Below are 18,411 nucleotides of genomic sequence, written 5' to 3'. Positions count from 1 at the left end.
CGCCGGCGAGGATCATCGCTTCGCCGCGCCGCCCTGCTTCAGGGCCTCGGACATGCCGATCAGCACGCCGCTTGCCAGCGCCGCGTAGCTGTCGAGCAGCGCCTGCGTGGCGCGCAAACTCATCGCGCGGCCGTCGCGCAGGTTCTTGTGCGTGTCTTCCAGGAGTTGCTCGAGCGCCGCGGTGGCGCGCGCGCCGGTGCCGGTGCTCTTGCCCTGCATCGCCTGGAACACGCCGCTCCACGGGCCGTCGGCCGGCGCCGCCTTGCGCACGCTGGCAAACAGCGTGTCTTCCATCTTTTCGATGTCGGCCAGCGCCTTCTTGAGCTGTGTCTCGCGCAGGCTCACGCCCTGGTCGACCAGCTGCTCCAGCGCGCGCTGGTTGGCCAGCACCGCCTGCTCCAGTGCGCCGTCCATGCCGGCGAAGGCCTTGGCCAGCAGCGCCTCCACGTCGGGCGCGGGCAGCTTGCTGCCGGCCGCGCCGGCCGAGGCCGCCTTGGTGACAGTGCCCAGCACCTGCCGGATGTTCGCGAGCGTGAGCTCGCGGCCCTGCAGCGCCTTGAGCGTGGCCTCGTGCACAGCCTTGCGGATGGTCTCGCCCTGCTTGGCCGAGGCGTCGGTGAACTTGTTGATCAGTGCGGCCTGATCGATGCCATTCTTGAGGATCATGGTCGTGCATTCATTGCATGTGCTGGCCGCCGTTGATGGCGATGTTCGCGCCCGTCACGAAGGCTGCCTCTTCCGAGGCAAGGTAGATGATCAGGCCCGCCACTTCCTCGGGCTTGCCCAGGCGGCCTACGGGGATGTGCGGCAGGATCTTGCTGTCGAGCACCTCCTTCGGAATGGCCGTGACCATCTTCGTGCCGATGTAGCCGGGCGAGATGGTGTTCACGGTCACGCCCTTTTTTGCCACTTCGAGCGCCAGCGCCTTGGTGAAGCCGTGCACGCCGGCCTTGGCGGCCGAGTAGTTGGTCTGGCCGAACGCGCCCTTGGAGCCGTTCACCGACGACACGTTGATGATGCGGCCCCAGCCCCGCTCCACCATGCCGTCGGCCACTTGCTTGCTCATGTTGAACAGGCTGTCGAGGTTGGTGCGCAGCACGGCGTTCCAGTTGATCTGGTCCATCTTCTTGAAGGTCATGTCGCGCGTGATTCCCGCGTTGTTGACCAGCACGTCGACCGGGCCCAGGGCTTCCTGGACCTTGCTCACGGCCTGCGCGCAGGAGTCGTAGTCCGCCACGTCGCAGGGCACGGCCAGGATCTCGTAGCCGCGCGACGCCATTTGCGCCACCCACTCGGCGTGCGACTTGTTGCCCGGCGAATAGGTCACCGCGAGCTTGTAGCCCGCATCGACCATCTTGGTGGAAATCGTCTCGCCCAGGCCGCCCATGCCGCCGGTGACCAGGACCACTTGTTGCTGCTTGATGCTCATCTGCTTTCTCCTTGATGCGTTGCGTGACAAAGAAATTCGTTCAGGCGCGCTCTACCGCCAGCGCCACGCCCATGCCGCCGCCGATGCACAGCGACGCCAGGCCTTTGTTGGCGCCACGGCGGCGCATTTCGTGCAGCAGCGTCACCAGCACGCGGCAGCCCGAGGCGCCGATGGGGTGGCCGATGGCTATGGCGCCGCCGTTCACGTTGATGCGGCTGGTGTCCCATTCCATCTGCTGGTTCACCGCACAGGCCTGCGCCGCGAAGGCCTCGTTGATTTCCATCAGGTCGAGGTCCTGCGCCTTCCAGCCGGCCTTCTTGAGCGCGAGCTGCGAGGCGGGCACCGGGCCCATGCCCATGAGCGACGGATCGAGACCTGCGCTGGCATATGCGCGAATCACGGCCAGCGGCTGCAGGCCGAGTGCGGCCGCGCGCGAGGCCGACATCACCAGCACCGCGGCCGCGCCGTCGTTCAGGCCCGAGGCATTGCCGGCCGTCACCGAGCCTGCCTTGTCGAAAGCGGGACGCAGGCCGGCGAGCGCGTCGGCGTTGGTCTTGCGGTTCACGAACTCGTCGGCCGCGAAGACGATGGGGTCGCCCTTCTTCTGGGCGATGCTGAACGGAAGAATTTCGTCGTTGAAGCGGCCGGCATCCTGCGCGGCGGCGGCCTTCTGCTGCGAGGCGAGCGCCAGTGCGTCCTGCATCTCGCGCGTGATGCCGTACTTCTTGGCCACGTTCTCTGCCGTGGTTCCCATGTGGTACTGGTTGTAGACGTCCCACAGGCCATCGACGATCATGGTGTCGACCAGCTTCCAGTCGCCCATGCGCTGGCCGTTGCGCGAGTTGGGCAGCACGTGCGGCGCAGCGCTCATGTTCTCCTGGCCGCCGGCCACCACGATCTCGGCGTCGCCGCACCTCACGGCCTGCGCCGCCAGCATCACGGCCTTCAGGCCCGAGCCGCAGACCTTGTTGATGGTGAGGCCCGGCACGCCGATGGGCAGCCCCGCCTTGATGACCGTCTGCCGCGCCGGGTTCTGCCCCGCGCCGGCCGCGAGCACCTGGCCCATGATCACCTCGGACACCGCATCGCCCGGCACGCCGGCCTTTTCGAGCAGCCCCTTCACCACGTGCGCGCCCAGCTCAGGCGCCGCCGTGCCGGCGAGCGCGCCGCCGAACTTGCCGACCGCCGTGCGTTGCGCGGCCACGATCACGATATCGTCTGACATGAGAGTCTCCTTGAGGTTGATGCGAAAGGGAAAGGAATGGCGACGGCCCGGATTCAGGCCGCCTTGGCTTTGACATATCGCCCGGGGGCGGGCTCGATGACGGGAAATTCGGCATTGCCCAACGTGCGGCGCGCGGCCACCTTCGCACCGGCATGCGTGGCGAGCCACTCGCTCCACGCGGGCCACCAGCTGCCGTCGATGCTCTGTGCGTTGTCGAGCCACGTGCCGGCGTCGGCCGCGAGATCGCCGACCCAGTGGTTGCGCTTTTTCTTGGCAGGCGGATTGATCACGCCCGCGATATGGCCACTCGCGCCGAGCACGAAGCGCGTGTCGCCGCCCAGCAGTTGCGTGCCGGCATAGGCGGTCTTCCACGGCACGATGTGGTCGTCGCGCGAGGCATACACGAAGGCCGGCGCGTCGATGCGCGACAGGTCCACCGGCACGCCGCACTGCACCGTGCCGCCGGGTTCGCGCAGCTTGTTCTCCAGGTAGGTGTTGCGCAGGTACCAGCAGTACATCGGCCCCGGAAGGTTGGTGTCGTCGCCGTTCCAGAACAGCAGATCGAAGGCCGCGGGCGCCTTGCCCTTGAGGTAGCCGTTGACCACGTAGGGCCAGATCAGGTCGTTGGCCCGCAGCGCGGCGAACACGGTCGCGAGCTCGCGGCCTTTCATGAGACCCCCGCGGCCGATGCTGGCCTCGCGTGCGGCAACCATGGTCTCGTCGACCATCAGGCCGAGCTCGCCGGTGTCGGAGAAGTCGAGCATCGCGGTCAGCAGCGTGACGCTCGCAGCGGGCTTCTCGCCGCGCGCTGCCGACACGGCGAGTGCGCTGCCCAGCAGCGTGCCGCCGATGCAGAAGCCCAGCGTGTTGACCTTGTCCGTGCGGGCGATGCCGCGCGCGACGTCGATCGCCTGAAGAACGCCTTGTTCGACGTAGTCGTCCCAGCCCAGGTGGCCCTGCTCCGCGGACACGTTCCGCCACGACACGAGGAACACCGTGTGCCCTTCCGCCACCGCATGGGCGACCAGCGAGTTGGCGGGCTGCAGGTCGAGGATGTAGAACTTGTTGATGCACGGCGGCACGATCACCAGCGGCCGCCTGTGCACCTTGGCCGTGGACGGCGTGTACTGCACCAGCTGCATCAGCTCGTTCTCGAACACCACGCTGCCCGGGCTGGTCGCCACGTTGCGGCCGACCTCGAAGGCCTCGTCGTCCGACATCGAGATACGGCCCTTCGCCACATCCGCGAGAAAGAGGCGCACGCCCTCGAGCAGGCTCGCGCCGCCGGAGTCGAGCGCGGCCTGCATCGCCTCGGGGTTGGTCGCGAGGCTGTTGGCCGGGTTCATCGCGTCAATCACCTGGCGCAGCGCGAAGTCCATCTGCGCCTTGCCGCGTGCGTCGAACGGCGCAACCTCCAGCGCGCTGCGCATCAGCGCGCCGAACTGCAGGTGGCTTTGCGACAGCCCTTGCTGCCAGGCTTGCAACCAGGCGGTCGCGTCGAAATCGGGAGAAGGTGTGGTCATGGCCGTGGCTGCTCAATGCAGCTTGACGTGGGGTTCGGTGCGCCGCGTGATAAGGCGGGCGAGCGTGTCGAGAGAGACCTTGACGACGCCGTGCAGCGCCAGCTCGTGCATCTTGTAGAGCGACATGTACATGAGCCGCGCGAAGCGGCCCTCGATCATCAGGCTGCCGCCCACCGGCCCGCCCATCATGTTGCCGACGGTGCTGAACTCGCCCAGCGACACCAGCGAGCCGAAGTCGCGGTAGCGATACGGCTTGAGCGCCTTTCCGTCCAAGCGCCGGCTGATCTGCGCCGCGACGTGCGAGGCCTGCTGGTGCGCCGCCTGCGCGCGCGGCGGCACCAGGCCGCCCTTGCCCTCGTTGGCTTCGGGCCAGTCGCAGGCCGCGCAGTCGCCAATGGCGAAGATGTCGGCATCGCGCGTGGTCTGCAGCGTAGGCAACACCGCGAGCTGGTTGCTGCGGTTGGTCTCAAGCCCGGCGATGTCTTTCATGAAATCGGCCGCCTTCACGCCCGCGGCCCACACCACCAGTTCGGCCGGCAGCACGCGGCCATCGGCCAGGCGCACGCCTTCGGGCAGCACCTCGGCCACCTTGGCGCAGGTGTGCACGTCCACGCCCAGCTTGCGCAAGAGCGCCTCGGTGGCGGCCGACATGCGCTGCGGCAATGCCGGCAGCACGCGGTCGGCGGCCTCGATCACGCTGACCTGGATGTCTTTCTCGGCGTCCACGCGATCCAGCCCGTAGGCCACGACTTCGCGCGTGGTGCGGTGCAGCTCGGCCGCCAGCTCCACGCCGGTGGCGCCCGCACCGATGATCGCCACGTGCAGCTGCTCGGGCCGCAGCGGCGTGGTTTGCGCATGTGCGCGGATGCAGGCGTTGACCATGCGCTGGTGAAAGCGCTGCGCATCGGCCTTCGACTCGAGCCGCAGCGCATGCTCGCGCACGCCGGGCGTGCCGAAGTCGTTGCTGAGGCTGCCGATGGCAACCACCAGCGTGTCGTAGCCGAAGGCGCGCGCCGGCGTGACCATCCGCCCTTCGTCGTCCAGGTACGGCGCCACCTGCACCTCGCGCAGCTCGCGGTCGATGCCGGTCAGCTCGCCGAGGCGGAAGCGGAAGCCGTGCCAGTGCGCCTGCGCGAGGTAGTCGACCTCGTGCGCGCTCATGTCCATGCTGCCCGAGGCGATCTCGTGCAGCTTGGGCTTCCACACGTGGGTGCGGTGCTTGTCGACCAGCGTGATCTCCGCCCGCCCCTTCCTGCCCAGCGAATCGCCCAGGCGCGTGGCCAGCTCCAGCCCGCCGGCCCCGCCGCCCACGATGACGACTCGGTGCCTTTGCTCGGGACTGTTCATGGCCGGCTGCTCCGTACAGGCATGGGATGGCTTCAGCGCGGCTGGGCCACGGGCATGTGGGTCTCGACCTGGTCCAGCACCGCCTCGGGCGCGTCGGCCTCGGCCGACGTCTCGTTGTTCAGGATGCGTGTCATGCGGGCGGTGTCCAGGTCGTTGGTCCACTTGGCGACCACCACCGTGGCGACGCCGTTGCCGATCAGGTTGGTCAGCGCACGGGCTTCCGACATGAACCGGTCGATGCCCAGGATCAGCGCGAGCCCCGCCACCGGCACATGGCCCACGGCCGACAGCGTGGCCGCCAGCACGATGAAGCCGCTGCCCGTGACGCCTGCCGCGCCCTTCGAGGTGAGCAGCAGCACGGCCAGCAACGTGAGCTGCTGCGTGAGCGTCATGTCGGTGTTGGTCGCCTGCGCGATGAACACCGCCGCCATCGTCAGGTAGATGGAAGTGCCGTCGAGGTTGAACGAGTAGCCCGTGGGCACCACCAGGCCGACCACCGACTTCTTCGCGCCCAGGTTCTCCAGCTTGGCCATCATGCGCGGCAGCACCGATTCGCTCGACGAGGTACCCAGCACGATCAGCAGTTCTTCCTTGATGTACTTGATGAACTTCCAGATGCTGAACCCGTGGAACCGCGCGATTCCCCCCAGCACCACGAAGATGAACAAGAGGCAGGTCAGGTAGAAGGTGGCCATCAGCTGGCCGAGCTGCAGCAGCGAGCTCACGCCGTACTTGCCGATGGTGAAAGCCATGGCACCGAAGGCACCGATGGGCGCGACCTTCATGATGTAGCCCACGATCACGAAGAGCACATGCGAGCCCTTCTCGATCAGGTCGAACACCAGCGTGCCGCGGCCGCCGAACTTGTGCAGCGCAAAGCCGAACATCACCGCGATCAGCAGCACCTGCAGAATTTCGCCCTTGGCGAAGGCATCGACCACCGTGTTGGGAATCACGTTGAGCAGGAAGTCGGTGGTGCTCTGCATCTTGCCGGGGCCGGTGTAGGCTGCGACGCTCTTGGCATCGAGCTGGCTCACGTCGACGTTCATGCCGGCGCCGGGCCGCACGATGTTGATGATGACCAGGCCCACCACCAGCGCGATGCTGCTCACGACCTCGAAGTACAGGAGCGCGAGCCCCCCGGTCTTGCCGACCTTCTTCATGTCTTCCATGCCGGCGATACCCACCACCACCGTGCAGAAGATGATCGGCGCGATGATCATCTTGATGAGCTTGATGAAGCCGTCGCCCAGCGGCTTCATCGAGGCGCCGGTGTCGGGCCAGAAGTGGCCCAGCAGCACCCCGAGCACGATGGCGGTGATGACCTGGAAGTACAGGGACTTGTAGAAAGGCTTGGGGGCTACGGATGGTTGGTCCACGGGGATCTCCTAGAAAATTTCAGACGCCGGCGGCATGGGCCTGCCGGTCGGCGTGGTAGCTCGACCGCACGAGCGGTCCGCAGGCGGCATGGGCAAATCCCATGGCGTGCGCCTGCTGCGCAAGGGCTTCGAACTGCGCGGGCGCGACGTAGCGCGCCACCGGCAGGTTGCCGGGGCGCGGCTGCAGGTACTGGCCGACGGTGAGCATGTCCACGCCGTGGCTGCGCATGTCGCGCATCACGGCCAGCACTTCATCGTCGGCTTCCCCCAGGCCCAGCATCAGGCCGGACTTGGTGGGCACCTCGGGGCAGCGCGCGCGGAACGACTGCAGCAGTTGCAGCGAGTGCAGGTAGTCGGCGCCGGGGCGCGCCTGGCGGTACAGGCGTGGCACGGTCTCGAGGTTGTGGTTCATCACATCGGGCGGGTCGGCCGCGAGGATGTCGAGCGCCACCTCCGCGCGGCCGCGGAAGTCGGGCACCAGCACCTCGATCTGCGTGCCGGGCGACTGCGCACGCACCGCGCGGATGCAGGCGGCGAAATGCGCCGCGCCGCCGTCGCGCAGGTCGTCGCGGTCCACGCTGGTGATCACCACGTACTTCAGCTTCAACCGTGCAACCGTCTCGGCCAGGTGCTGCGCCTCCTGCGGATCGGGCGGTTGGGGCCGGCCGTGCGCCACGTCGCAGAACGGGCAGCGGCGCGTGCACAGGTCGCCCAGCACCATGAAGGTGGCCGTGCCCTTGCCGAAGCATTCGCCGATGTTCGGGCACGAGGCCTCTTCGCACACCGTGTGCAGGCTGGCCTCGCGCAGCGTGCGCTTCACTTCGCGGAAGCTCTCGCTCTGCGAAACGCGCACGCGGATCCAGTCTGGCTTGGGCAGCGCCGGGCCCGCCTCGACCACGCGGATCGGAATCCGGCGTGTCTTGGCGACGCCTCGCTGCGGGCCGTGGAGCACTGCGGAGTCGTTCATGGCTGCGCCGTCGTCAGGCCGTGTGGCGGTGCGAGTTGGCATCGACCACCGCCAGCGCCGTCATGTTGACGATGCGGCGCACCGTGGACGACGGCGTGAGGATGTGCACCGAGCGCGCCGCGCCCAGCAGGATGCCGCCCACCGTGATGCCGCTGCCCGCCGCCATGCGCAGCAGGTTGTACGAGATGTTGGCCGCATCGACGTTGGGCATGATGAGCACGTTGGCCTCGGTCTCCAGCGCCGAATCCGGAAACTCGTGGTCGAGGATGGTCTTCGACAGCGCCGCGTCGCCGCGCATCTCGCCTTCCACCGCGAGCTGCGGGTCGGCCGCCTTGATGAGCGCGAGCGCCTCGCGCATCTTCACGGCCGAGGCCGCATCCGAGCCGCCGAAGTTCGAGTGCGACAAGAGCGCCACGCTCGGCGTCACGCCGAAGCGGCGCACCTCTTCAGCCGCGAGCAGCGCGATCTCGGCAATCTGCGCGGCATTGGGGTCGCGGTTCACATGCGTGTCGCAGATGAAGAGCTGGCGGCCCGGCAGCATCAGCATCTGCATGGCGGCCAGGGTCTGGGTGCCGGCGCGCAGGCCGATCACGTCGCGCACATGCCGCAGGTGGTCGCCGTAGCCGCCGAGCGTGCCGCACAGCATGGCGTCGGCCTGGCCCTGGCGCACCAGCATGGCCGCGAGCAGCGTGCCGCGGCTGCGCATCTCGGTCTGCGCCACGAGGCGGGAGACGCCCTCGCGGCGCTTGAGCTGGTAGTAGGACTCGGCCGCGTCGCCGTACACGGCTTGGTCGAGCGGGTCGACGGTCTCGCAGTCGGTGCCCAGCGTGAGACGCAGGCCGTACTGCGCGATGCGCTCGGCGATCACCTCGGGGCGGCCCAGCAGAAGCGGACGCGCGAGGCCTTCGTCGACCACCACTTGTGCTGCGCGCAGCACGCGCTCGTCTTCGCCCTCGGCATAGACCACGCGCTTGGGCGATTGCTTGGCGGCGGCGAACAGCGGCTGCATGCTGCTGCCCGACTGGTAGACGAACTGCGACAGGCGCTGGCGGTAGGCCTTCATGTCGGCGATGGGCCGCGTCGCCACGCCACTGTCCACCGCGGCCTGTGCCACCGCGGGCGCGACCGCTTCGATGAGGCGCGGATCGAAGGGCTTGGGAATCAGGTAGTCGCGGCCAAAGCGCAGGCCGACCGCGCCGTAGGCCTGCGCCACCACCTCGGGAATCTCGGCATGCGCGAGCTCGGCGATGGCGCGCACGGCGGCGAGCTTCATCTCCTCGTTGATGGCCGTCGCACCCACGTCCAGCGCGCCGCGGAAGATGAACGGGAAACACAGCACGTTGTTGACCTGGTTCGGATAGTCCGACCGGCCGGTGCCGAGGATGGCGTCGGGGCGCACGGCCAGTGCATCTTCCGGCAAAATCTCCGGCGCCGGGTTGGCCATGGCGAGGATGATCGGGTCGCGCGCCATCTCCTTCACCATCTCGGGCTTGAGCACGCCGCCCGCCGAAAGGCCCAGGAAGATGTCGGCGCCGCCAATCACGTCGGCCAGCTTGCGCGCGGAGGTGTCCTGCGCATAGCGGGCCTTGTTCGGGTCCATCTGTTCCTTGCGGCCGGTGTAGACCACGCCCGCGCTGTCGGAAACGAAGATGTTCTGCATCGGCAGGCCCAGGCTCACGATCAGGTCGAGGCAGGCCAACGCCGCCGCGCCGGCGCCCGATGCCACGAGCTTGACCTCGCGAATGTCCTTCTTCACATGCCGCAGCGCATTGAGGATGGCCGCGGCCGCGACGATGGCCGTGCCGTGCTGGTCGTCGTGGAACACCGGGATCTTCATGCGCTCGCGCAGCTTCTTCTCGATGTAGAAGCACTCGGGCGCCTTGATGTCTTCGAGGTTGATGCCGCCGAAGGTGGGCTCCATGCGCGCGATGGTGTCGATGAGCGCGTCGGGGTCGGACTCGTCCAGCTCGATGTCGAACACGTCGATGCCGGCGAACTTCTTGAAGAGGCAGGCCTTGCCTTCCATCACCGGCTTGCCGGCCAGCGCGCCGATGTTGCCCAGGCCCAGCACCGCGGTGCCGTTGGTGATGACGGCCACGAGGTTGGCGCGCGAGGTGAGGTTCATCGCCTCGGCCGGGTCGCGCGCGATCTCCATGCAGGCCTCCGCCACGCCGGGCGAGTAGGCCAGCGCGAGGTCGCGCTGCGTGGCCATCGGCTTGGTCGGGTTCACCGAGATCTTGCCGGGCGTGGGATAGCGGTGGTAGTCGAGGGCGGCTTCGCGCAGTTTTTCGTCGGACATGGTGTCTCCGTAAGGGATGTCAATGAGGAGCGGCCGCGAGGGCATCGCCCAGCCAGTCGCGCAGGCCGCACAGCAGTGCCGCGGGCTGGTCGGCATGCACCCAGTGGCCGGCATCGGCGATGCGCCCGGTCTCCGCATGCGGGAACAGCGCGCGGATCCCGGCCAGCGACGTAGGCCGCACGTAGCCGGACTCCGCACCGTGGATGAAGAGCGCCGGGCCGTGGTAGCGCGCGTCGCGCAACGCATCGGGAAAGCCGCAGAGTTCGCGCATGCACAGGCCCGTGGCGAGCAGGTTGAGCCGCCAATCGAAGCGGTCGTTCTGCCGGCGCAGGTTCTGCATCAGGAAGTCGACCGGGGCCTCGGCGCTGAGGCTGTCGGCCAGCGCCTGGTGGATTTCGCGGCGGCTGGCGGTGCCAGACACGTCGAGGCTGCGCATGGCCGACACGTACGACGAGAACTGGTCGGCGTAGCTCTCGGGCGCGATGTCGATCACGGCGATGCCGCCGACGGCCTGCGGGTGCGAGAGCGCAAGGGCCATCGCCGTCTTTCCGCCCATGCTGTGGCCGATGACGAAGGGCCGCTGCAATTGCTCGCGCTCGATGAGCGCAAGCACGTCGTCCGCCATCTCGGTGTACGACATCGATTCGGCCCATGGCGAGGCGCCATGGTTGCGGGCATCGGGCAGGTAGACGCGGTGGTCCGCGGCCAGCGCCTCTGCAACCTGCGTCCAATTGCGCCCCGCGCCGAACAGGCCGTGCAGGATCACCACCGGAGGCCCCGATCCCAGGGCCTCGAAAGCCAGTGCGAGCGACATGGCGTCGGCCTACTTCTTCTTCACCGGGGGCAGGTCGGTGCAATGCCCTTCGAAGACCTCGGCCGCCATGCCGATGGATTCGCCCAGCGTCGGATGCGGGTGGATGGTCTTGCCGATGTCGGAGGGCTCGCAGCCCATCTCGATGGCCAGGCACACCTCGCTGATCAAGTCGCCCGCATGCGTGCCGACGATGCCGCCGCCGACGATGCGGTGCGTGGCCTCGTCGAACAGCAGCTTGGTGAAGCCTTCGTCGCGCCCGTTGGCGATGGCGCGGCCCGATGCGGCCCACGGAAACACCGCCTTGCCGACCTTCAGGCCTTCAGCCTTGCACTGCTCCTCGGTCTTGCCGGCCCATGCCACCTCGGGGTCGGTGTAGGCCACCGAAGGGATCTGGCGCGCATCGAAGTACGAAGCCTCGCCGTGCGCAACTTCGGCTGCCACATGCGCCTCGTGCACCGCTTTGTGGGCGAGCATGGGCTGGCCGACGACGTCGCCGATGGCGAAGATGTGCGGCACGTTGGTGCGCATCTGCTTGTCGACATTGATGAAGCCGCGGTCGGTAACGGCCACGCCGGCCTTGTCGGCGCCGATCTTCTTGCCGTTGGGGCTGCGGCCCACGGCCACAAGCACCAGGTCGTAGACCTGCGGCCCCTTGGGTGCCTTCTCGCCTTCGAAGCTGACCTCGATGCCGGCCTTGGTGGCCTTGGCGCCGACGGTCTTGGTCTTGAGCATCACGTTGTCGAAGCGCGGCGCGTTGACCTTCTCCCACACCTTCACGAGGTCGCGGTCGGCGCCCTGCATCAGGCCGTCGAGCATTTCGACCACGTCGATGCGCGTGCCCAGTGTCGAGTACACCGTGGCCATCTCCAGGCCGATGATGCCGCCGCCGATGACCAGCATGCGCTTGGGAATGCCCTTGAGGAGCAGCGCGCCGGTGGAGTCGACCACGCGGTCGTCCTCGGGCATGAAGGGCAGCTTCACAGCCTGCGAGCCCGCGGCAATGATGGCCTTGGCGAACTTCACCACCTTCTTCGCGCCGCCCTCCCCCACCACTTCGAGGTGGTACGCATCGAGGAAGCTGCCGACGCCGGTGACGACCTCGACCTTGCGCGCCTTCGCCATGCCGGCGAGCCCGCCGGTGAGCTTCTTGATGACGCCGTCCTTGAAGTCGCGCAGCGCGTCGATGTCGACCTCGGGGGCGGTGTACTTGATGCCGTGCTTGGCGAGCAGCTTCACCTCGTCCATCACGCCGGCCGTGTGCAGCACCGCCTTCGAGGGGATGCAGCCTACGTTGAGGCACACGCCGCCGAGCGTGGCATAGCGTTCGACCAGCACGGTCTTCATGCCGAGGTCGGCGCTGCGGAACGCGGCCGAGTAGCCGCCGGGGCCGGCGCCGAGCACGAGCACTTCGCACTCGATGTCGGACTTGCCGGCGTAGCTGCCGGCGGTGGGTGCGGCTTCGCTCCCTCTCCCGCTTGCGGGAAAGGGCTGGGGTGAGGGTGCGGCCGTCGCCCTCACCCCCGTCCCCTCTCCCGCAGGCGGGAGAGGGGCGGCAGCCGTTGTCTCAATGACCAGGATGACAGAGCCTTCGCTGACCTTGTCGCCCAACGCGACCTTCAGCTCCTTCACCGTCCCCGCATGGCTCGACGGAATCTCCATCGAAGCCTTGTCGGACTCCACCATGATCAACCCGGTATCGACCGCGATGACCTCGCCCGGCTTGACCAGCAGCTCGATGATCGCGACATCCTTGAATTCGCCGATGTCGGGAACCTTGACTTCCACCGTATGTGCCATTTGAGAGCTTCCTTCAGAACAGCACGCGCCGCAGATCGGCGAGCACGTTGGCGAAATGGACGTTGAAGCGCGCGGCGGCAGCGCCGTCGATCACGCGGTGGTCCCACGAGAGGGACAGCGGCAGCGTGAGGCGCGAGGTATAGGTCTTGCCGTCGCTGGAGTGCTGCTTCCAGTAGCTCTTGCACACGCCCATGATGGCGACCTCGGGCGCGTTGATGATCGGCGTGAAGTAGATGCCGCCGATGCCGCCCAGCGAGCTGATGGTGAAGGTGCCGCCCGACATCTGGTCGGGCTTGAGCTTGCCGTCGCGCGCGAGCTTGGCGAGCTCGCCCATCTCCTTGGCGATGTCGGGCACGGTCTTCTTGTCGACGTCGCGGATCACCGGGACCATGAGCCCGTTGGGCGTGTCGGCCGCGAAGCCGATGTGCCAGTAGTTCTTCATCACCAGCCTTTGCTCGTCACCCTGGCCGTCGAGGCTTGCGTTGAACTCGGGAAACTTCTTCAGCGCGGCCACCGCCGCCTTCATCATGAAGGGCAGCATGCTGATCTTCACGCCCGACTTCTCCAGCTCCTTGTTCATCTGCACCCGGAACTGCTCGAGGTCGGTGATGTCGGCCTCGTCGTGTGTCGTCACGTGCGGAATGACGACCCAGTTGCGGTGCAGGTTGGCGGCGCTGATCTTCTTGATGCGTGACAGTTCTTTTCGCTCGGTCGGGCCGAACTTGGCGAAGTCGACCTTGGGCCAGGGCAAGAGATCGATGCCGCCGACGCCACTGCCTGCGGGCGCCGCTGCAGACTTTCCGGCGGCCGGTGCGGCGGCTGCGCCACCGCCCTTCGCGAAGGCCTCGACATCGGCGCGCACGATGCGGCCGTGGTCGCCGGTGCCCTTGACCTTGCCGAGGTCGACGGCAAGTTCGCGTGCGAGCTTGCGCACGGCAGGGCCAGCGTAGGCGAGTGCGAAGCCCGCTTCGACCTCCGCATTGCCGGCAGGCGACGCCGCCGCTGCTGCATCACTCCCTCTCCCGCCCGCGGGAGAGGGTTGGGGTGAGGGAGCGGCCCCCACCACAGGCGCATCGCCCGTCGCCAACGAAAGGATCACAGACCCTTCGCTCACCTTGTCCCCGATCTTGATGCCGATGGCCGTCACCACGCCCGAGAGCGGCGCGGGCACGTCCATCGTGGCCTTGTCGGATTCGAGCGAGACAATCGGGTCTTCGGCCTTCACCGTGTCGCCGACCTTCACGAAGATCTCGATGACGGGCACGTCCTTGAAGTCGCCGATGTCGGGCACGCGCACCTCGGCCACGCCGGCCGGCGCGCTGGTGGCCGACGGCGCGGCGCTCACGCTGGGCTTGGCGGCTTCGGCGGGCGCAGGAGCGGCAGCACCGCCCTCGGCCTTGAACGTCATGATGACGCTGCCTTCGCTGACCTTGTCTCCCAGCTTCACCGAGATGGACTCCACCACCCCGCCGCGCGGCGCGGGCACGTCCATCGTCGCCTTGTCGGATTCGAGCGAGACCAGCGGGTCTTCGGCCTTCACCGTGTCCCCGGGCTTCACGAAGATCTCGATGACCGGCACATCGCTGAAGTCGCCGATGTCCGGAACCTTGATGTCGATTGCATTGCTCATGTTGGGTACTGCCTCAGACGGTCCAGGGGGCTGCGCGCTCGGCATCGAGCCCGTACTTCGCGATGGCCTCGGCCACCACGGCGTGCTTGATCGCGCCGTCGTCGGCCAGCGCCTTGAGCGCGGCCACGGCCACGTGCCAGCGGTCGACCTCGAAGAAGCGGCGCAGCTTGCGACGGTAGTCGCTGCGGCCGAAGCCGTCGGTGCCCAGCACCGTGTAGCGCCGGCCCGCGGCCTGCACGTACTCGCGCACCTGGTCGGCGTAGTTGCGCATGTAGTCGGTGGCCGCGATGACGGGGCCTTCGTGCCCTTCGAGGCATTGCTCGACGTGGCTCTTGCGCGCGGGCTCGGTCGGGTGCAGCCGGCTCCAGCGCTCGGCGGCCATGCCGTCGCGGCGCAGCTCGTTGTAGCTGGTGGCGCTCCACACGTCGGCGGCAATGCCGAAGTCGCTCTTGAGCAGCTCGGCCGCGAACATCACTTCGCGCAGGATGGTGCCGCTGCCCATGAGCTGCACGCGGTGGCCCTTCTTGGGTGTCTTGCCGCCGTCGCTGAGCTGGTAGAGCCCCTTGAGAATCCCCGCCTCGCTGCCCTCGGGCATGCCGGGGTGGGCGTAGTTCTCGTTCATGAGGGTGATGTAGTAATACACGTCCTCCTGCTCGGCATACATGCGGCGCATGCCGTCGCGCACGATGGCCACCACTTCGTAAGCGAAGGTCGGGTCATACGAAACGCAGTTGGGAATGGTGCCGGCCAGGATGTGGCTGTGGCCGTCTTCGTGCTGCAGGCCCTCGCCGTTGAGCGTGGTGCGCCCCGCGGTGCCGCCCAGCAGGAAGCCGCGCGCCCGCATGTCGCCGGCCAGCCAGGCCAGGTCGCCCACGCGCTGCAGGCCGAACATCGAGTAGTAGATGTAGAACGGAATCATCGGCACGTTGTTCGTGCTGTACGAGGTGGCCGCGACGATCCAGCTGGACATCGCGCCGCCCTCGTTGATGCCCTCTTGCAGCACCTGCCCGTCCTTCGACTCGCGGTAGTACATGAGCTGGTCGGCGTCCTGCGGCTTGTAGAGCTGGCCGAGCGACGACCAGATGCCGAGCTGGCGGAACATGCCTTCCATGCCGAAGGTGCGCGACTCGTCGGGCACGATGGGCACCACGTGCTTGCCGATGGCCTTGTCGCGCACCAGCGTGCCGAGCATCTGCACGAAGGCCATGGTGGTGGAGATCTCGCGCTCGCCGGTGTCCTTGAGCAGGCGCTCGAAGGTGGCCAGCGGTGGAATCTCCAGCGCGGTCGACTTGCGGCGGCGCTGCGGCAGGTAGCCGCCGAGCGCGGCGCGGCGCTCGCGCAGGTATTTCATCTCGGGGCTGTCTTCAGCCAGCTGGATGAACGGCACATTGGGCAGCTCTTCATCGGACACCGGGATCTGGAAGCGGTCGCGGAAACCGCGCAGAGCGTCCTGCGTCATCTTCTTGGCCTGGTGCGCGATCATCTGGCCCTCGCCCGATTCGCCCATGCCGTAGCCCTTCACCGTCTTGGGCAAGATCAGCGTGGGTTGGCCCTTGTTCTTGACGGCCGCAGCGTAGGCGGCAAACACCTTCTCGGGGTCGTGGCCGCCGCGCGTGAGGCCCCAGATCTCGTCGTCGCTCATGTCGGCGACCAGGACCTTCGTCTCGTCGTACTTGCCGAAGAAATGCTCGCGCACGTAGGCGCCGCTCTTGCTCTTGAAGTCCTGGTATTCGCCGTCCACGCACTCTTCCATGCGCTGCAGCAGCTTGCCGCTCTTGTCCTTCGCGAGCAGCTTGTCCCAGCCACTGCCCCAGAGCACCTTGATGACGTTCCAGCCGGCCCCGCGAAACACGCTCTCCAGCTCCTGCACGATCTTGCCGTTGCCGCGCACCGGGCCGTCCAGGCGCTGCAGGTTGCAGTTGATGACGAACACGAGGTTGTCCAGGCTCTCGCGGCCCGCGAGCGAAATGGCGCCGAGCGATTCGGGCTCGTCCATCTCGCCGTCGCCCATGAAGGCCCAGACCTTGCGCGGCGCCGTGTCGGCCAGGCCGCGGCCATGCAGGTACTTGAGAAAGCGCGCCTGGTAGATCGCCATCAGAGGGCCCAGGCCCATCGACACGGTGGGGAACTGCCAGAAGTCGGGCATGAGCCAAGGGTGCGGGTACGACGGGATGCCGTTGCCCTCGCACTCCTGGCGGTAGTTGAGCAGTTGCTGCTCGCTCAGGCGGCCTTCGAGAAAAGCGCGTGCGTAGATGCCGGGTGAGCTGTGGCCCTGGATGAAGAGCAGGTCGCCGCCGTGCGTGTCGGTGGCCGCATGCCAGAAGTGGCCGAAGCCGATGTCGTAGAGCGTGGCCGCCGACTGGAAGCTCGCGATATGGCCGCCGAGTTCGGACGAATCCTTGTTGGCGCGCAGGATGATGGCCATCGCGTTCCACCGGATGATCGAGCGCAGGCGGTGCTCGATCTCGCGGTTGCCGGTGGACTTTTCTTCCTTCTCGGGTGGGATGGTGTTCTTGTAGGCCGTGTTCAGCGAACGGGGCACGTACACGCCGTCGCGACGGCCCTGGTCGACCAGGCGGTTCAACAGAAAGTTCGTACGTTCGCTGCCCCGGTGCTGTTGAACCGCGCCGAGCGCATCGATCCACTCGCCAGTTTCCGTGGGGTCAAGGTCACCCATGGTGCTCATCGGTTTGTCTCCTGTGTCGTGGCCGAGGCCGCATCGGGCGATGCGGCCGGCCTGACTACTGAGCAATCGATATGCCACCTGCAGCGCAGGAAACGCTGCGCGCTAAGTCATTGATTTCACGAAGACTATTTGCCAGAGCGCGCAGGTGCCACGCCGACGATCCGGCTGGAGCGCGGATGGACTGTCCGGCCTCCCGGATCAACGCATAGGCATAAACCCGGTGCTCGAACAGTGTGTCGAATGACTTCTTGCACCATTGCGCCAATGGCCTCCGTGGTACCACGCTGTTACCCTGAAGTCTTGCATCAGCGCTTTAAACAAATTTTTGGAGTTCACCCTGGACCTGCGCGACCTCCAGTACTTTGAAGTCATTGCCGAGCTCGAGCACATGGGCCGCGCGGCCGAACGGCTGCACCGGACGCAACCCGCGTTGACAAGCTGCGTACGGCGGCTGGAAGAAGCATGCGGCGCCCTGCTCTTCGAGAAAACGGGACGCGGCATCCGCCTGACCAGTGCGGGGAAGGCGCTTCTCAAATGGGCCCAGCGCACACGCTTCGATGTGGAAAGCGCGCGCCGCGAAATCAACGACATCGGCAGGGGCCTGACCGGAAACATCAAGATCGGCATCGTTCCGACGGCCGCGCAGTTCCTGTTGCCACCGGCCGCGCGCGACCTGATGCGCGAAGCACCCGAGGTCACTTTGCGGACCACCGTGGCGCTGGTCGACATCCTGAAGCCGCTGCTGCGCGCCGGCGATATCGACCTGATGGTCGGCACCGAAGGCGCTGCCGAACCGGGGTTCGCCTCGCAGAATCTGGCCGAGGACGTGATCGTGGTCGCCGCCTCCAGCACGCACGCGATCTTCGACAAACCGAAGCCGAGCCTGAAGGACCTGGCGGGCTATCGATGGGTGCTCCAGCCCCCCGGGGCCCCGACGCGGGACTGGCTCGACCAGACCTTCGATCGCCATCGCATTCACCGGCCCGTGGTGCAGGTCGAAAGCACGATGCTGCTGATGCTGCCGACACTGATCGGCGAGACGGGCCTGCTGAGCTTCATCTCGCGTCTTCACCTGCAGGCGGGGCGTTCCGGCGCAGCGTTGCGCGAAGTGAAGCTGCCGGCCACGACCATGCGCCGCCGCATGGTCGTGACCTATCGTGACAGCGGCTATGTGTCGCCGGCGGCACAGCGGCTGATCCGCCTGCTGGCGAAATACGCCGACCCGCCAGCGCGCTGATACCAAAAGTCAAATTTATCGATCTTCAAAAAGTATCGATTGGACTGAATAGGCTCCGCGCCGAATACTTGCCTCTAC

The 18,411-nt window shown here is 67.2% G+C and carries 13 protein-coding genes; 1 reads left to right on the top strand and 12 read right to left on the bottom strand.

Annotated elements, in window-relative coordinates; all coding sequences use genetic code 11:
• Window positions 1-12 precede the first annotated feature (12 nt).
• The 12 genes from ABIC94_RS26920 to aceE are packed head-to-tail and all read right to left on the bottom strand — an operon-like array spanning window position 13 to window position 17,096.
• The gene (locus ABIC94_RS26920) at window positions 13-666 is read right to left on the bottom strand and encodes a DUF6781 family protein (protein WP_354376099.1); all 654 of its coding nucleotides are present in this window, start codon (window positions 664-666) and stop codon (window positions 13-15) included.
• Between the two features lie 10 nt (window positions 667-676).
• Window positions 677-1,429 carry an acetoacetyl-CoA reductase gene (gene phbB, locus ABIC94_RS26915; RefSeq protein ID WP_354376098.1) on the bottom strand — a complete coding sequence of 251 codons (753 nt, stop codon included), beginning with the start codon at window positions 1,427-1,429 and terminating at the stop codon, window positions 677-679.
• Between the two features lie 40 nt (window positions 1,430-1,469).
• Window positions 1,470-2,654 (bottom strand): acetyl-CoA C-acetyltransferase, encoded by a 1,185-nt coding sequence (locus tag ABIC94_RS26910; RefSeq protein ID WP_354376097.1) that lies wholly within the window; start codon window positions 2,652-2,654, stop codon window positions 1,470-1,472.
• 53 nt (window positions 2,655-2,707) lie between these two features.
• Window positions 2,708-4,177 carry a PHA/PHB synthase family protein gene (locus tag ABIC94_RS26905; protein ID WP_354376096.1) on the bottom strand — a complete coding sequence of 490 codons (1,470 nt, stop codon included), beginning with the start codon at window positions 4,175-4,177 and terminating at the stop codon, window positions 2,708-2,710.
• A gap of 12 nt (window positions 4,178-4,189) precedes the next feature.
• Window positions 4,190-5,524: an NAD(P)/FAD-dependent oxidoreductase gene (locus ABIC94_RS26900; RefSeq protein ID WP_354376095.1), complete on the bottom strand. Its 1,335-nt coding sequence runs from the start codon at window positions 5,522-5,524 to the stop codon at window positions 4,190-4,192.
• Between the two features lie 32 nt (window positions 5,525-5,556).
• On the bottom strand, window positions 5,557-6,903 hold the full coding sequence (locus ABIC94_RS26895) for a dicarboxylate/amino acid:cation symporter (RefSeq protein ID WP_354376094.1): 1,347 nt from the start codon (window positions 6,901-6,903) through the stop codon (window positions 5,557-5,559).
• A gap of 19 nt (window positions 6,904-6,922) precedes the next feature.
• Window positions 6,923-7,870, bottom strand: a complete 948-nt coding sequence (gene lipA / locus ABIC94_RS26890) for a lipoyl synthase (protein ID WP_436318113.1) — start codon at window positions 7,868-7,870, stop codon at window positions 6,923-6,925.
• A 13-nt stretch (window positions 7,871-7,883) separates the two neighbouring features.
• On the bottom strand, window positions 7,884-10,169 hold the full coding sequence (locus ABIC94_RS26885) for an NADP-dependent malic enzyme (RefSeq protein ID WP_354376093.1): 2,286 nt from the start codon (window positions 10,167-10,169) through the stop codon (window positions 7,884-7,886).
• Between the two features lie 19 nt (window positions 10,170-10,188).
• Window positions 10,189-10,983, bottom strand: a complete 795-nt coding sequence (locus tag ABIC94_RS26880) for an alpha/beta fold hydrolase (protein WP_354376092.1) — start codon at window positions 10,981-10,983, stop codon at window positions 10,189-10,191.
• A gap of 9 nt (window positions 10,984-10,992) precedes the next feature.
• Window positions 10,993-12,780: a dihydrolipoyl dehydrogenase gene (gene lpdA / locus ABIC94_RS26875; RefSeq protein ID WP_354376091.1), complete on the bottom strand. Its 1,788-nt coding sequence runs from the start codon at window positions 12,778-12,780 to the stop codon at window positions 10,993-10,995.
• A 13-nt stretch (window positions 12,781-12,793) separates the two neighbouring features.
• Window positions 12,794-14,410, bottom strand: coding sequence for a dihydrolipoyllysine-residue acetyltransferase (locus ABIC94_RS26870; RefSeq protein ID WP_354376090.1), 1,617 nt, complete (start codon window positions 14,408-14,410; stop codon window positions 12,794-12,796).
• A 13-nt stretch (window positions 14,411-14,423) separates the two neighbouring features.
• The gene (gene aceE / locus ABIC94_RS26865; RefSeq protein ID WP_354376089.1) at window positions 14,424-17,096 is read right to left on the bottom strand and encodes a pyruvate dehydrogenase (acetyl-transferring), homodimeric type; all 2,673 of its coding nucleotides are present in this window, start codon (window positions 17,094-17,096) and stop codon (window positions 14,424-14,426) included.
• 325 nt (window positions 17,097-17,421) lie between these two features.
• On the opposite strand from aceE, the gene ABIC94_RS26860 reads away from it, so the two are divergent.
• Window positions 17,422-18,333 (top strand): LysR family transcriptional regulator, encoded by a 912-nt coding sequence (locus tag ABIC94_RS26860; protein WP_354376088.1) that lies wholly within the window; start codon window positions 17,422-17,424, stop codon window positions 18,331-18,333.
• Window positions 18,334-18,411 lie beyond the last annotated feature (78 nt).

It is taken from the genome of Variovorax paradoxus (assembly GCF_040544635.1).
GTDB classification, from domain to species: domain Bacteria; phylum Pseudomonadota; class Gammaproteobacteria; order Burkholderiales; family Burkholderiaceae_C; genus Variovorax; species Variovorax paradoxus_R.
Note: the sequence above shows the minus strand (reverse complement) of the source record. Positions and strands in the feature narration are given on the sequence as shown.